Below are 13,784 nucleotides of genomic sequence, written 5' to 3' on the forward strand. Positions count from 1 at the left end.
GCTCTGCATGACGTCGGGGGAGGGTTCCCCTTCCCCCGGAGCCATGCTGTACTGAGTTCATCTGGGCAGTTGAGTTCATCGGGCATCCACGCCCGGCCCACCGAGACGCCGCGAAGGAGGCGAGTCCCATGGCCAATCCGACCATCAAAACACTGGTGGGCCAGGACTCTGTCCGCCTGTGCGTGCCCGGTGGTTCTCGCCTGTCCGGCACCGGTGTGTCCGGTGCCGCGGTCGCGCGCGCGGCAGCAGCCGGCTCGCGCGCCGCGCTGAGCGAGCGACCGATTCCGGCGCCCGCGGCAGCGGTAGTCGCGGCAGAGGCACGTGTCGGTGCCTATGCGACGACCGCCGATGTCTCCGGCGCCCGGCACCAGATCTTCGGACAGCAGAAGACCCAGCTTCACACGATGTGGGCCCTCCGCGGGCTCGATCCCTGGAGTGATCCAGCCTGATCGGCGAGATCAGGTCGGCACCTTCCAGGGCCGCGGAACCCACACCGGGATCCGCGGCCCTTCTGTTTTCCCCCTCCCGGCCACCAGCCGGGCAGACCGACAACTCAACGACACGAGGACCAGACCATGCCACTCGCGCCGTACGCCCGACCCGACCTGAACTCACCCCCCGATCCGGAGACTTCTGTGACCCCGCTGTACACCCTCAACGAGCTGGACGAGGCCATCGAGAGGCTCGACGACGGCGTGCCCTGCCGCTCGTACGACCCCGAGGTGTTCTTCGCCGAGACCCCCGAGGACGTCGAGTACGCCAAGTCGCTGTGCGGCACCTGCCCGCTGCGCGCCGCCTGCCTGGCCGGTGCCAAGGACCGTCGTGAGCCCTGGGGCGTGTGGGGTGGCGAGCTGTTCGTCCAGGGCGTGGTGGTCCCGCGGAAGAGGCCGCGTGGCCGTCCCCGCAAGAACCCGGTCACGGCATGAGCACGACCGGCACCATCGGCCGCCCCGCGCCCCATGGGCCGGTGCGCGATCTCGACACGACACCGACGATGAACGAACCGACGACGGCCGGGCGGCCGCGTCAGAAGCTGAACAGGACCAGGAAGTTGCAACTCATCCCAGAAGCCTTGGCGCGCTCCCATATGGCGGAGCGCGTCAGGGAAGCCGAATCCCAACGCGTGGCCGGGCACGTCGCCCGGGCCGCACGGCTCCAGCGCAGGTCCCGTCGGCTCCAGGAGCGGGCGGAGCGCGCCTCGCGGCGCGCCCGTCGCGCCCTGGCGCAGGCGGTCATCCGCTGAGTCCCGCCGGGCGGGCCCGATCGCCGAGAACCCTCGGCCCTCAGGCCCGCCCGGCCTCGTTCTCCAATGGCTCGTCGCCGAACCCCTCATCGTCGAACGGCTCGTCGTCGAACGGCTCGTCGTCGAACGGCTCGTCCGGCGGCTCGTCGTCGGCGAAGCCGGGGAGCCCCGCCGCCAACTCGTCCCGCATCCGCACCGTCGCCCCGAGCTGGCACAGCACCCCGATGGTGCTCAGCGTGACGCGGTGGATCAGCAGATAGGACGGCGGAAGGTTCAGCTGGCGCCCCAACTGGTGGGCCGCCGACCGGGGATCGGCGATCCGGCCCGCCTGCTCCCGCAGCCACTCCCTGCTGAAGGCGAACTCCTCCACGGCCGCCGGCTCGATGATCGGCCGCAGATAGTCCATGACGGCCACCGGGTCGAGAGCGATGTCGGGCCGTACGAAGCCCTCGGCGCACAGGTGCGCGTACACCTCGTCGGCGCGCCCGTCGAGCGTCATCCGCAGCGCCCTGCCGATGACCGGCGGCAGGCCCTCGGGCAGGCGGCTCACCGCGCCGAAGTCCATGACGCCGAGGCGCCACTCGACCACGGGCCGACCCTCGACGGGCACCAACCTGAAGTTCCCCGGGTGGGCGTCGGCGTGCAGCAGCCCGGTGCGCGCCGTGCCGGAGAAGAGGAACCTGGCCAGCAGCTGGCCCGCCCGGTCCCGCTCCTCCCGGGTGCCGTCGCCGATGACCCGGGACAGCGGCACCCCCTCGAGCCACTCGGTGATCAGCACCTGGTCGCTCTGGCGCACGACGTCGGGCACCACCACGTCGGGGTCCCCGGCGAAGGCCGCCGCGTACGTCCGCTGGGCCTCCGCCTCAAGGGCGTAGTCCAGCTCCTCGGAGACCCGCTCCCGCAGCTCCTCGATCAGCGGCTTGATGTCCATCCCGGGTATCAACGGGCCGAGCAGCCGCGCGAACCGGCCCAGCTGGGTCAGGTCGGAGAGCAGCGCCTCGCCCGCGCCCGGGTACTGGATCTTGACGGCGACCTCGCGCCCGTCGTGCCACACCGCCCGGTGCACCTGCCCGATCGAGGCAGCCGCCGCGGGCTTCTCGTCGAACTCGGTGAAGAGGTCGCGCCAGTCGTCCCCGAGCCGCTCGGCCAGCGCGGCCCGCACCGACGCGGTGGGCAGCGGGGGTGCCGCGTCCTGGAGCTTGGTCAGCGCCGCACGGTAGGGCCCGGCCAGGGCCTCGGGCAGCGCCGACTCGAACACCGAGAGCGCCTGCCCCACCTTCATCGCGCCGCCCTTGAGCTCCCCGAGCACCGAGAAGAGCTGCTCGGCGGTGCGCTGCTGCAACTCGCTGCCCACCAGCTCGGCGGAGCGTCCACCGATGCGCTTGCCCAGGCCCCAGGTGGCCCGGCCCGCGAAGCTCAGCGGCAACGTCGCCAGCTTGGCCGTCCTGGTCACCGCCTTGCGGGGTAGATCAGACATGGCGTCCCCTCCAACTCCCCTACAGCGCGTCCCTACCCGTTCATTGTGGACCCCGGGGCCCGCTACGGAGGCCGGGTGGACCTGGCCGCTCCACAGGAACACTCCTGGTGGGGCTCGATCGTCTCCGTGGTGGCCGAGAGACGGGGCAGCGCCAGCTCGGTGCGGGTGCTCGCGGACGGCGGGACCGAGCCGTCGAGGAAGCCGAGCGCGGCGCAGGCGGCGAGACCGGCCACTGCGGTGGCGAGCGGCCCGTCGCACGCGGGGACGCCGGGCCATCGGGCGTTCCGCCACTGGGCCACGAGCAGCGGCCAGCACGGCTCGCGCGCGGCCCGCCGCCGCAGCAGGCAGCCCGCGCACGCGCTCGCCCCCGGCAGCACGAGCGGCCCGACGAAGCCCGTCGCCTCCACCACCCCCGTGTACAGATGGGGCACCCCCGCCGTGATCAACTCCTCGGCCGCCGCCGGGTCGGGGGCATAGGCGGCCAGGCCGTCCCTGGGCGCCAGGATCACCAGCCGGGTGCCGCCGCCCTTCGCCGCCCCGCCCGCCCCGCCCGCGCCCCCGCGCCGCCAGGGCACCACGGCCCTGACCAGGCTCCTCGCGGCGGCGGCCCGCCGTCGGCCGACGTGCTCGGCGCGCAGCCCGCCGGGCGCGGTGTCCTCCGGCTCGACCCGGCCGCCGTCCACGACCTCCACCGTCCCGACGCCCGCCTGGGACAGCGCCGTCGCGACCGCGGTGCCGACCCGGCCCGCGCCGCGCACCTGCACCCGCATCCCGCGGCGGCCGACCAGCGCGGCGAGCCCCGCGCCGGGCCGGGGATGGAGCAGGGAGAGCGAGGCCAGATCGGGCCTGAGCCCGTCGGTGACCTGGGCCGCGGCCTCCCGGTCGGCCGTGGCGTCGTCGAGCACCCCGGCCGCGGCGAGCCGCTCGGCCAGCCGGTCCGCCGCGCCCCGCCCCAGGCCGAGCGTCGTGGCGGCGTCCCGCAGCGCGGGCAGCGCGCGGGTCCCGTCGAGCAGGGCGAGAAAGCTCTGGGTGGCGCTGTCCACCGGGCCGAGCAGCACGGAGTGCGCGGGCGTCACGCCGTACCGCACGGTCTGCCGGTCGCGCCAACCGCGCCGCAACGAAGGCTTGATCATCGGATGCATGGAGTCATCATGAGGCCGGACAGAGGCGACGCGTGTGATGTTTTCCACAGGAAGCCGAGATAATCCTACAAATAGGGCGTTGTGCACGGATGTTGTGCGCCCGTACCTCGCTCCGTGCCGCCCGCTCCCGCCCTCCGGCGCAGGACGGGCGGGACATATCAGGCTCACAGCGGGTAACGTCGAGGTGTGCCCGCCGATCCGCTGAACAGCGCCGGCCCGCCGCAGCGCATTCACCCGGCGGGCCGACCGGTGCTGGACGGGGAGCGGGAGGAGCGCGTCGAGGTGCGTCGAAGCGCCCGCCGCAGGCGCACCGTTTCCGCCTATCGCGAGGGCGATCGCACCATCGTGCTGATCCCGGCCCGCATGACGGCGGACGAGGAGCGGCGCTGGGTCTCCGTGATGCTGGACAAGCTCGCCGCCCAAGAGGACCGGCGGATCATCGGGGACGACGCCCTGGCCCACCGGGCCGCCGAGCTCTCGGAGCGTTATCTCCAGGGGCGCGCGCGACCGGACAGCGTGCGCTGGGTCACGAACCAGAACGCCCGCTGGGGCTCCTGCACGCCCGCCCTCGGCAGCATCCGCCTCTCCCACCGCCTCCAGGGCATGCCCGAGTACGTCATCGACTACGTGCTGCTCCACGAGCTGGCCCACCTGCTGGTTCCCGGGCACGGCCCGGGCTTCTGGGAGCTGCTCGAGCGCTATCCGCGCACCGAGCGGGCCCGGGGCTTCCTCGAGGGCGTGGTGGCCGCCGAGCGCCTGCCCTACGTCCCCTGGCTCCGCGCGGAATGACCGCGGGCCGAGCCCGCGCCCCCCACCGCCACCGTCACCCTCCGCGCTGTCCGCGGGAGCGGCTAGTCTGGCCACCGCCGAATGAATGTCTTATCGGATGGGGGACGGACGTTACGTATGGTGACGCACTTCCAGCGGGGCCGGAAGGCCCGCCTCAGCGACCTGACGCTCGGTACCGATCTGTACGTGGGGGTGCAGATAGCGGGTCCCGGACTGGTCTTCGACATCAGCTGCTTCGGGCTCGACCAGGCCGAACAGCTGTCGGACGACCGGTACTTCATCTTCTACAACCAGCCCAAGTCGCCCGAGGAGTCCCTTCAGCTGCTCGGCGCCCAGGCCGGTGACACCGAGTCGTTCCGCGTGACCCTCGACTCCGTGCCCGCGAGCATCGACCGGCTGGCGTTCACCGCGAGCATCGACGGCGACGGCACGATGGCCCAGGTCGGCCCCGGCTATCTGCGGATCGTCGCGGGCGGCGACGAGGTGGCCCGTTACGCCTTCGACGGCTCGGAGTTCACCACCGAGCGGGCCGTGATGCTCGGCGACTTCTACCGCAAGGACGGCTGGCGCTTCGCCGCCGTCGGCCAGGGCTTCGACGGCGGACTCGCCGCGCTGCTGCGGCACTTCGGCGGCGAGGTCGCCGAGGAGGAGCCGCCGGCCCCCGCGGCCGCTCCTGGATTCGCGCCGCCCGGCGGCGGCCCGCCCGCGGCCCCGGGCTTCGCCCCGCCGCCCGGCGCGGCGGCGCCGCCCCAGGCCGCGCCCGCCCCGGCGCCCATCCCTCAGCCCGCGCCCCCACCCGCACCGACGCCCCAGCCCGCGCCCTCGTTCACGCCGCCCCCGGCTGCCCCCGCGCCCCCCGCGCCCGGCGGCGGATACGCGCCCCCGCCGGGCGCCCCCGTCCCGCCGGGCGGCGGCGGTGGCTTCCCCGTCCAGCCGGGCCAGGGCTTCGGCGCCCCGCCCATGGCCCCGGCCCCTGGGCCGCCGCAGCCGGGCGCGTTCCCACCGCCAGGGCAGGGCGGCTACCCCCCGCCGGGACAGCCAGGATTCCCCCCGGGCCAGGGCGGGTTCCCGCCCCCCGGGCAGGGCGGCGGCTACGGCGCGGGCCCGACCGCGCCCATGCCCGCCATGGGCGCCCCGGCGGGCGCGGGCGCCGCGGGCGGCGTCATGGGCGCGCTCGACAAGTACCGGGGCAGCGACGAACGGCGCCGCTGGGCCCTCCAGAACCCCCAGCTGGTCCGCGCCGACCTGGGCATCGACGGCCAGCCGGTGATGGCCAGGCAGGGCAGCATGGTGCTGTACCAGGGCGACATCGACTTCGGCTTCAAGGGCGGCGGCCTCATGCGCCGCGCCACCACATGGGCCACGGGTGAGGGCCTTCCCTCGATGATGCGCTGCACCGGCGACGGGCAGGTGTATCTCGCCGAGGAGGCAAGCCGCCTGCACCCCGTCGAGTTGCAGGGCGACGCGATCTGCGTGGCCTCGCAGCACGTGCTCGCGTTCGACGAGTCCCTCGAGTACGAGGTGCGCCGCATCGACGGGCACGGGCTGCCGGGCGGCTCGCTGTTCGCCCTCCAGTTCTCCGGGCACGGCACGCTGGTGGTCACGACGCAGGGCGAGCCGCTGGTCCTGCCCGTCACCCCGATGACGTTCGCCGACGCCAACGCCGTGATCGCCTGGTCCGCCGCCGCGCAGGTCCTGGTGGCCAATCAGGTGCGGGTGCGCCGCCAGGCGTTCCCCGGGCACAGCGGGGAGGCCACACAGCTCCAGTTCCGCGGGGCACCGGGGAGCTTCGCCATCGTCCAGCCCTACGAGATCTGACGGGAGCCCGTGATGGATCAGCGGATGACCGCGGGCTTCGCGCCCACCGCCGCCCCGACCGCCCGCATGGAGAACCATGGCTCCACCATGGCCAGGGTCGCCATGCAGTCCGGGAACGACCTGTTCGCCAGGTCAGGCTCGATGGTGGCGTACGAGGGGTACATCCAGTACGAGTCGAACCCCACGGCCCTGCGCCAGGCGTTCGCCGGGCGGCTCACGGGCGAGAGCGTGCCCCTGATGAAGTGCACGGGCGACGGGCTGCTCTATCTCGCGGACTACGGCGCCGAGGTCGTGTGCGTCCCCCTCCAGAACGAGAGCCTGTCGGTCAACGCCACCAACGTCCTCGCGTTCGACGCCCATCTGGAGTGGGGCGTGCAGCGGGTGAAGGGCATCGCCAAGTTCGCGGGGCAGGGCCTGTTCAACCTGGGCATCTCAGGCACCGGTTGGGTCGCCATCACCAGCCGTGGCATCCCCGTGGTGGTGGACTGCGGCAGGTCGGGCGAGGTCTGTGTGGACCCCGACGCGCTCGTCGCCTGGTCAAGTGGCCTGGAGATGAAGGGGAAGCGCAGCTTCAAGGCGTCCTCGCTCATCGGCAGGGGCAGCGGCGAGGCGTTCCAGCTGGCCTTCTCGGGACAGGGCTTCGTCGTCGTCCAGCCCAGCGAGGACAGCACCGACCGGCTCAACGCACAGCAGCAGAACTGACGGGGGAGTCTCACGATGCAGAGCCCGATCTTCAACCACACCGTGACCCCGTCCCAGGAGCGTTTCGCCCTCCAGGGCTCCCAGATGCTCAAGGTCAGCCTGGGTCACGGCGACGACGTGGTGGCCCGCGCGGGCAGCATGGTCGCGTTCGAGGGCATGGTCGAGTTCGACGGGGAGTACCAGTCGCCGGGGCAGCAGCACATGCAGCAGTTCGCCGGTGAGGTGCTGCCCCTCATGCGCTGCTCGGGCCAGGGCCAGGTGTACTTCGCGAACCTGGCGCAGCACGTCCACGTCCTCGACGTCGACCACGAGGGCCTCACCGTCGACAGCTCGTACGTCCTGGCCATGGACGCCCATCTGCACTGGGACGTCGTCTCGGTGGAGAGCCAGTACGGCATCCCTGGCGTCGGCGCGTACAACCTCGTGATCTCGGGCCAGGGCAAGGTCGCCATCACCACCTCGGGCCAGCCCCTGGCCATGCGCGTCACCCCCGACCGCTATTGCAGCGCCGACGCGGACGCCGTGGTGGCGTGGTCGTCGTCGCTGCGGGTGCAGATGCAGGCCCAGACCAGCAGCAGGCCGATCTGGCGCCGCCGGGGGAACACGGGGGAGGGCTGGGAGCTGAGCTTCATGGGCGAAGGACATGTGGTCGTGCAGCCGAGCGAGCTGCTGCCGCCGCAGCACACGTCGCACGGCGAGCAGCTTCCGCTCCGCCAGGGCCAGGGCCCCGGCCTCAACCAGGGAGGCGCCTGGGGCCCTCGCTGAAACGCCGCGCCGACGCCGCGCCTCGTCCGAGGAGGCGCACCACCGACGCGTCGGCGACTCCGGCGACCTCGTCGTAGGCGAACCAGCGCAGGTCGAGCGACTCCTCGCTCCGCCGCTCCGTCGCCCCGGGCGGGGCGACGGCCACATACTGCACATCCATGTGCACCGCGCACGGCGTGCGGTGGCGGTCGAGCGTCACGGGCCCGGGCAGCAGCCGCAGCCCCTCGATGCCCGACTCCTCGGTCGCCTCGCGCAGCGCGGCGCCCGCCAGCGTGGCATCGCCGGGCTCGCAGTGCCCGCCGGTCTGGAGCCACATGCCCAGCTTCCGGTGCAGCGTGAGCAACGCCCGCCCGCCCACGGGGTCCACGACCAGCGCGCTCGCCGTCAGGTGCCCGGCGGCGCACGCCTTCCACATGCCGTCGGCGTGCGCCGCCAGGTGGGCGGCGTACTCCTTCCGCAGGGCTTCCTGCGCCTCGTCGGGCGGCGACCAGGCGTCGAGCACCCGGGCCGCGTCCGCGTGCAGGCTCACGCCCGGCCTTCGCCCTTGCCGTTGCCGCCCTTGCCGTCGTTGCCGTCCTCGCCGCCGCTCTTGCCGTCGCCGGGCTTGTCGAGCCGCGGCCCCGACGCGCCGCCGTCCTCGCCGCCGGGGGCGCCCCCGGCCGCGTCGCCGAGCATCGCGTCGAGCTCGGAGAAGTCCAGCTGCTCGCGGTGCACGAAGCCGTCAGGGTCGTCCAGATCCTCCGCGGTCGGCAGCATGTCCGGGTGCGACCACAGCGCGTCGCGCGCCTGCCCGCCCTTGGCGTGCGTCAGCGACGCCCACAGGCGCGCCGCGTCCCGCAGCCGCCTCGGCCGCAGCTCCAGGCCGATCAGCGTCGCGAACGTCTGCTCCGCCGGACCGCCCGACGCCCGGCGCCGCCGCAGCGTCTCGCGCAGCGCGCCCGCCGACGGCAGGTGCGGCGCCGCCGCCGCGTGCACCACCGCGTCCACCCAGCCCTCGACCAGCGCGAGCGCCGTCTCGAGCCGGGCGAGCGCCGCCTTCTGCTGCGGCGTGTCCTCCGGCTGGAACAGCCCCTGCTGAAGCTTCTCCTGAAGCTCCTCGGGCCGCGTCGGGTCGAGCTGCCCGACCAGGTCCTCCAGCTTGGCCGTGTCCACCTGGATGCCCCTGGCGTACCCGTCGACCGCGCCGAACAGGTGCGAGCGCAGCCACGGCACGTGGCTGAACAGCCGCTGGTGCGCCGCCTCGCGCAGCGCCAGGTAGAGGCGCACCTCGTCCGCGGGGACGCCGAGGCCCTCGCCGAACGCCAGGACGTTCTGCGGGAGGAGCGCGGCCTTGCCCGCGGGGCCGAGCGGCAGCCCGATGTCCGTCGAGCCCACCACCTCGCCGGCCAGCACGCCCACGGCCTGCCCGATCTGCGTGCCGAACATGGCCCCGCCCATCGAGCGCATCATCCCGAGCAGCGGGCCCGCCATGGCCTGCATCTCCTCGGGCAGGACATTCCCCATGGCCGCGCCGACCCGCTCCGCCACGGGGTCGACCAGCTCGCGCCACACCGGCAGCGTCGCCTCGACCCACTCCGCCCTGCTCCACGCCGCCGTCGTGGCCGCGCCTGACGGCAGGGTCGTCACGTCGTCGAGCCACAGGTCCGCCAGGCGCAGGGACTCCTCGACCTGGCCCCTGTCGTGCGCGCCGACGCTCCGGTCCTTCGACTCGTCGGGGCCGCCCCGGGCCACGGTCTGCCGGGCGACGCTCTTGGCCAGGTCCCAGTTCACCGGGCCGCCCTCGTACGACAGCATCTGCCCGAGCTGCTGGAACGCCGCCCCCAGGTCCTGGGGGTTCATCCCGCCGCCGGGCCCGCCGCCCGGGCCGAAGCCGAACATGGCGGCCAGCGGATTGTCGGCCGGTCCCTGCCCGCCTTCGCCCCTCTTCTTCTTGCCGGATTCGCCGTCGTCCGGCTCCTCCGGGAGGCCGAATCCGAATGGAATGTCACTCACGGGAATCCTCGGGTCTGTGTCGTCGGACGGAACCAACGTGCCTGTGATTCGCTGGTCTGTGCCTCCAGCCTAGACACCACTCAGGCAGGATGGGCGTGCGCACGTCGTACCGAAACAACCGCTGGAGAGGTCCTGTGAGTTCCCCGGAGCCAGCCGTTCGCGCAGCGCGAAACGGCCCTGCCACCCCGCTGACCGTCGCGGTCACCGGCGCGGCGACAGGGGTCGGCGCACTGCTCACCGAGCGGCTGCTTGCCGCCGACGACGTCAAGCGGGTGCTCGCACTCGACGAGCGCGTCGGCGACGCCAAGGGCGCCGAGTGGCACACGCTCGACATCCGCGACCCCGCCATCGCCGACCTGCTGCGCACGTCGGGCGCCTCACGCGATGCCTCGGCCCACGCCGAGCGCGACCGCGACCACGAGGGCCCCGTCGACGTCGTCGTCCACCTCGCCCTCGACCTCGACCTGGAGGCCGACCCCGCCGCCCGCACGGCGTTCAACGTCAGGGGCGCGCAGACCGTGCTGACCGCCGCCGCGGCCGCCGGCGTGCGCCGGGTCGTGCTCTGCACGTCCGCGATGGTCTACGGCGCCCTGCCCGACAACGACGTCCCCCTCGCCGAGGACGCCGAGCTGCGCGCCACCGCCGACGCCACATGCGTGGGCGACCTGCTGGAGATCGAACGGCTCGCGCAGCGCGCCCCGCGCGCCCACCCGGGGCTCAACGTCACCGTGCTGCGCCCCGCCATCCTCGTCGGCGGCACGGACACCGCCCTCACGCGCTACTTCGAGTCGCCCCGGCTGCTCGTGGTCGCGGGTTCCAGGCCGCGCTGGCAGTTCTGCCACGTCGAGGACCTGGTCAGCGCCCTGGAGTTCGCCGCCCGCGAACGCGTCGAGGGCGAGCTCGCGGTCGGCTGCGACGGCTGGCTCGAACAGGAGGAGGTCGAGGAGCTCACCGGCGTCCGCCGCATGGAGCTGCCGCCCTCGGTCGCCCTCGGCGCCGCCGCCCGCCTGCACCGCCTCGGCCTGACCCCGTCTCCCGCGGGGGACCTCGCGTACACGATGCACCCCTGGGTCGTCAGCGGAAGCAAGCTCTACGAGGCGGGCTGGCGGCCTTCCTGGAGCAACGAGGAGGTGCTGGCCGAGCTGCTGACCGAGGTGGCGGGGCGGCACACGGTCGCCGGGCGCAGGCTCGGCCGCAAGGACGCGGCGACCACGCTGGGGGCGGCGGGCGCCACGGTCGCGCTGGTCGGCACCGCCGCACTGGTACGCCGGGCGCGCAGGGCCAGACGCCGGTGACGGAGGATGGGGCCCATGAACGAACGTGACCCCATCCGGCTCATCGCCATCAGGGAGACGCCGCTCTCCGTCGACGAGGTCATCGCCGCGGTCGGAGACGACGCGGCGGGTGGCACCGCGCTGTTCGCCGGGACCGTCCGCGACCACGACGGGCACGTCGAAGGGGCGGCCGTCACCTCACTGGCGTACTCCGCCCATCCCACCGCCGAGGCCCAGCTGCGCCGCGTCGCCGAGCGGGTCGCCGCCGACTTCCCCGTCCACGCGCTGGCCGCGGTGCACCGCGTCGGCGACCTCGCCATCGGCGACCTGGCCGTGGTGGTCGCGGTCGCGTGCGCCCACCGCGGCGAGGCGTTCGCCGCGTCCCGCCGCCTGATCGACGACCTGAAGCACGAGGTCCCCATCTGGAAACACCAGACCTTCACGGACGGCACCAACGAGTGGGTGGGAGCGGGCACTTAGCCCAGCCACCCCCGGTGGGGGTCCCCCCGGACGAAGTCCGGCCGGGTTGCGTAACCCGTTTCCAGGTCAGAGCGTTGGTGTTACGTCGCCGAGGTGGGAGGTAGGTCATGGCGGTTCTCGTATGGCTGCTGATCCCCGTCGCCGGGGCAGTGGTGGCCGGGCTGTGGAGCACATGGGCCACGCGGCGTCGCAGTGGGGCGGGCGGGGTCAAGGACGCGGCGGGGGTGCGGGGGTACGAGGCGTTCAGGGCCGCGATGGAGCGGGCCCCGGCCGACGGCTGACAGTCCCGTCACGTACTGTCAAGACATGCCACGCCGCACCGCGACGCTGCTGACGTCGACCCTGCTCCTCATAGGCCTGCTCTGCGCCGCCGTGCTGGTCAGGGTGCCCTACGCGGAGATGTCGCCCGGCCCCACGGTGAACACCCTGGGCGAGCACGACGGCGAGCCCGTGCTGAACATCAGTGGCGAGGAGACGTTCGAGTCGTCGGGCCACCTGAACATGACGACGGTCCGCGTCACCGGGGTCAACTACCGGATGAACCTCCTGGAGGCGGTCAGCGGCTGGCTCTCCGACGACAGCGCCGTGGTGCCGTACGAGTCGATCTACCCCGAGGACCTGTCCGCGGACCAGGTCCAGGAGCAGAACGCCGAGGAGTTCACCGCCTCCCAGGAGAGCGCCAAGGTCGCGGCCCTCGAGGAGCTGGGCTACGACGTGGGCTCCCAGACGATCGTGGCCGCGGTCGCCGAGGACAGCCCGGCCGAGGGGGAGCTGCACGCGGGGGACGCCATCGTGGCGGTGGACGGCGAGGAGATCGGCGAGCCGGGCGAGGTGGCCGACCTGGTCACCGGGCGGGAGGCGGGCGATGACGTGGTCTTCACCGTGGTGCCCGCCGAGCAGGCGCAGGCCGCCATCGAGGCGGGGGACGAGCTGCCCGCCGAGACCGAGGAGGTCACGGTGTCCACCGTGGCCGCGCCCGACGACCAGCGGGCCATCGTCGGGATCACGGCGGGCGTCAGCCACAGCTTCCCGTTCGAGATAGAGATCGAGCTGGCCGATGTCGGCGGGCCGAGCGCGGGGCTGATGTTCGCGCTCGGCCTCATCGACCGGCTCACCGAGGACGACCTGACCGGTGGGGCGTTCGTCGCGGGCACCGGCACGATCGACACCGAGGGGACCGTCGGCCCGATCGGCGGCGTCTCGCAGAAGACCATCGCGGCGCGGGACGCGGGCGCGGAGTTCTTCCTGACCCCCGAGGAGAACTGCTCGGTGGCCGCCGATGACGTGCCCGGCGGGCTCACCCTGGTCAGGGTCGGCACGCTCGACGACGCCCTCGACGCGCTGGCCGACATCAGGGCGGGGGACACCGACGACCTCCCCGCCTGCGAGGCCCCGTGAGGGGCGCCGCGGGCGGGGTCGGGCACGCCCCTGGCGTCACTCCGTGAACGTGGCCGCCAGCGCCTCGGCGAGCCCGGGCACCAGGTCGGGACCGGTCAGCACCTCCGTCTCCGCGTCCTTCTCGCGCAGCCTGATCGCCGACTCGCGGGTCCCGTCCCGCAGCACCGCCACCGTCATCCGCACCTCCTGGCGCTCGGGGTGCTCGGCCACCCAGCGCGTCAGCTCGGCGCCGGGCAGGCCGTCGGGCACCGTGTCCTCCGCCGATGGCGGCAGCATCAGGCGTTCGATCGTGAGGGCGCAGCCCGCGACCGCCTCGGGCCAGGCGATCGTCGCCAGGAACTCGTCGAGGGGCTGCCCCGCGGGCAGTTCGTCCTGTTCCACCGGGGTCAGCCCGCTGCCCGCGCCGATGTCGAGCCGGTCGGCGAGCTCCGGCTCCTCGGCGCGCAGCCGCTCGGTGTCGACCAGCGCGAACAGCTGGGCGGGCCGGTCCCAGCCGAGCCCCGCCACATAGGCGTCGATCTCCAGGACGGCCGTGGTGAGAGGCGTCACAGAGGGGCGGGAGGAAGGGGGGCCGGGGGGCGGAGTGTTGTCCATGGGCCTATCGTGCCGTCTTCCACCCCGGAAACGGGAACCGAGTAAAGCTTGAGTAAGTTAGTCGAGTGGGCGTCTTTCATGGACGGCCTGGCTCCGAACCCTGCGAATCG

Annotated in this window: 16 protein-coding genes; 11 read left to right on the forward strand and 5 right to left on the reverse strand. The window is 73.5% G+C overall.

Going from position 1 to position 13,784, the window contains the following annotated elements; all coding sequences use genetic code 11:
- The first annotated feature begins 128 nt into the window (after positions 1–128).
- The 3 genes from D7318_RS14755 to D7318_RS14765 all read left to right on the forward strand — a co-directional run bounded on the left by D7318_RS14755 (position 129) and on the right by D7318_RS14765 (position 1,243).
- Positions 129–449, forward strand: coding sequence for a hypothetical protein (locus tag D7318_RS14755; RefSeq protein ID WP_120697527.1), 321 nt, complete (start codon positions 129–131; stop codon positions 447–449).
- Between the two features lie 126 nt (positions 450–575).
- The gene (locus D7318_RS14760) at positions 576–926 is read left to right on the forward strand and encodes a WhiB family transcriptional regulator (RefSeq protein WP_113688648.1); all 351 of its coding nucleotides are present in this window, start codon (positions 576–578) and stop codon (positions 924–926) included.
- Positions 923–1,243: a hypothetical protein gene (locus D7318_RS14765; protein WP_120697529.1), complete on the forward strand. Its 321-nt coding sequence runs from the start codon at positions 923–925 to the stop codon at positions 1,241–1,243. Before D7318_RS14760 ends, D7318_RS14765 begins: the two co-directional genes overlap by 4 nt.
- Before the next feature lie 40 nt (positions 1,244–1,283).
- Here the strand turns inward: D7318_RS14765 and D7318_RS14770 are convergent, their stop codons facing one another.
- Positions 1,284–2,720: an ABC1 kinase family protein gene (locus D7318_RS14770; protein ID WP_120697531.1), complete on the reverse strand. Its 1,437-nt coding sequence runs from the start codon at positions 2,718–2,720 to the stop codon at positions 1,284–1,286.
- Positions 2,721–2,782: 62 nt separating this feature from the next.
- Positions 2,783–3,862, reverse strand: a complete 1,080-nt coding sequence (locus tag D7318_RS14775; protein WP_120697533.1) for a ThiF family adenylyltransferase — start codon at positions 3,860–3,862, stop codon at positions 2,783–2,785.
- Positions 3,863–4,048: 186 nt separating this feature from the next.
- Between D7318_RS14775 and D7318_RS14780 the strand changes: the two genes are divergently transcribed.
- The 4 genes from D7318_RS14780 (at position 4,049) to D7318_RS14795 (ending at position 7,936) form a co-directional block, all read left to right on the forward strand.
- A complete protein-coding gene (locus D7318_RS14780) occupies positions 4,049–4,651 on the forward strand; it encodes a M48 metallopeptidase family protein (protein WP_120697535.1) in 603 nt (200 codons plus the stop codon).
- 117 nt (positions 4,652–4,768) lie between these two features.
- Entirely contained in the window at positions 4,769–6,469 is a 1,701-nt protein-coding gene (locus D7318_RS14785; protein WP_120697536.1) for a TerD family protein, read from the forward strand.
- Positions 6,470–6,481: 12 nt separating this feature from the next.
- On the forward strand, positions 6,482–7,171 hold the full coding sequence (locus tag D7318_RS14790) for an AIM24 family protein (protein ID WP_120697538.1): 690 nt from the start codon (positions 6,482–6,484) through the stop codon (positions 7,169–7,171).
- 15 nt (positions 7,172–7,186) lie between these two features.
- The gene (locus D7318_RS14795; RefSeq protein ID WP_120697540.1) at positions 7,187–7,936 is read left to right on the forward strand and encodes an AIM24 family protein; all 750 of its coding nucleotides are present in this window, start codon (positions 7,187–7,189) and stop codon (positions 7,934–7,936) included.
- On the opposite strand, the gene D7318_RS14800 is transcribed toward D7318_RS14795, so the two are convergent.
- A complete protein-coding gene (locus D7318_RS14800; protein WP_120697542.1) occupies positions 7,905–8,465 on the reverse strand; it encodes an NUDIX hydrolase in 561 nt (186 codons plus the stop codon). The two genes, D7318_RS14795 and D7318_RS14800, sit on opposite strands and share 32 nt — an antisense overlap.
- On the reverse strand, positions 8,462–9,928 hold the full coding sequence (locus tag D7318_RS14805) for a zinc-dependent metalloprotease (protein WP_120697544.1): 1,467 nt from the start codon (positions 9,926–9,928) through the stop codon (positions 8,462–8,464). The genes D7318_RS14800 and D7318_RS14805 overlap by 4 nt, the downstream gene beginning before the upstream one ends.
- 134 nt (positions 9,929–10,062) lie before the next feature.
- Between D7318_RS14805 and D7318_RS14810 the strand changes: the two genes are divergently transcribed.
- The 4 genes from D7318_RS14810 (at position 10,063) to D7318_RS14820 (ending at position 13,080) form a co-directional block, all read left to right on the forward strand.
- Positions 10,063–11,223, forward strand: coding sequence for an SDR family oxidoreductase (locus D7318_RS14810; protein ID WP_120697546.1), 1,161 nt, complete (start codon positions 10,063–10,065; stop codon positions 11,221–11,223).
- 15 nt (positions 11,224–11,238) lie between these two features.
- Complete coding sequence (locus tag D7318_RS14815; RefSeq protein WP_120697548.1) at positions 11,239–11,682, forward strand: molybdenum cofactor biosynthesis protein MoaE; 444 nt, start codon at positions 11,239–11,241, stop codon at positions 11,680–11,682.
- A gap of 107 nt (positions 11,683–11,789) precedes the next feature.
- Positions 11,790–11,963, forward strand: coding sequence for a hypothetical protein (locus tag D7318_RS32850; protein ID WP_183091422.1), 174 nt, complete (start codon positions 11,790–11,792; stop codon positions 11,961–11,963).
- 25 nt (positions 11,964–11,988) lie between these two features.
- A complete protein-coding gene (locus D7318_RS14820) occupies positions 11,989–13,080 on the forward strand; it encodes a YlbL family protein (RefSeq protein WP_120697550.1) in 1,092 nt (363 codons plus the stop codon).
- Positions 13,081–13,116: 36 nt separating this feature from the next.
- Here D7318_RS14820 and D7318_RS14825 read toward each other — a convergent pair whose 3' ends face one another.
- On the reverse strand, positions 13,117–13,674 hold the full coding sequence (locus tag D7318_RS14825) for a PPA1309 family protein (RefSeq protein ID WP_120697552.1): 558 nt from the start codon (positions 13,672–13,674) through the stop codon (positions 13,117–13,119).
- Between the last annotated feature and the right edge of the window lie 110 nt (positions 13,675–13,784).

This window comes from Streptomyces radicis (genome assembly GCF_003626575.1).
GTDB lineage: Bacteria > Actinomycetota > Actinomycetes > Streptomycetales > Streptomycetaceae > Streptomyces > Streptomyces radicis.

Bases quoted from the DNA above. Each gene is read 5' to 3' on its own strand.
- D7318_RS14795 (WP_120697540.1), top strand. From the start codon at position 7,187: ATGCAGAGCCCGATCTTCAACCACACCGTGACCCCGTCCCAGGAGCGT.
- D7318_RS14770 (WP_120697531.1), bottom strand. From the start codon at position 2,720: ATGTCTGATCTACCCCGCAAGGCGGTGACCAGGACGGCCAAGCTGGCG.
- D7318_RS14815 (WP_120697548.1), top strand. From the start codon at position 11,239: ATGAACGAACGTGACCCCATCCGGCTCATCGCCATCAGGGAGACGCCG.
- D7318_RS14825 (WP_120697552.1), bottom strand. From the start codon at position 13,674: ATGGACAACACTCCGCCCCCCGGCCCCCCTTCCTCCCGCCCCTCTGTG.
- D7318_RS32850 (WP_183091422.1), top strand. From the start codon at position 11,790: ATGGCGGTTCTCGTATGGCTGCTGATCCCCGTCGCCGGGGCAGTGGTG.
- D7318_RS14820 (WP_120697550.1), top strand. From the start codon at position 11,989: ATGCCACGCCGCACCGCGACGCTGCTGACGTCGACCCTGCTCCTCATA.
- D7318_RS14765 (WP_120697529.1), top strand. From the start codon at position 923: ATGAGCACGACCGGCACCATCGGCCGCCCCGCGCCCCATGGGCCGGTG.
- D7318_RS14755 (WP_120697527.1), top strand. From the start codon at position 129: ATGGCCAATCCGACCATCAAAACACTGGTGGGCCAGGACTCTGTCCGC.
- D7318_RS14775 (WP_120697533.1), bottom strand. From the start codon at position 3,862: ATGCATCCGATGATCAAGCCTTCGTTGCGGCGCGGTTGGCGCGACCGG.
- D7318_RS14785 (WP_120697536.1), top strand. From the start codon at position 4,769: ATGGTGACGCACTTCCAGCGGGGCCGGAAGGCCCGCCTCAGCGACCTG.
- D7318_RS14760 (WP_113688648.1), top strand. From the start codon at position 576: ATGCCACTCGCGCCGTACGCCCGACCCGACCTGAACTCACCCCCCGAT.
- D7318_RS14790 (WP_120697538.1), top strand. From the start codon at position 6,482: ATGGATCAGCGGATGACCGCGGGCTTCGCGCCCACCGCCGCCCCGACC.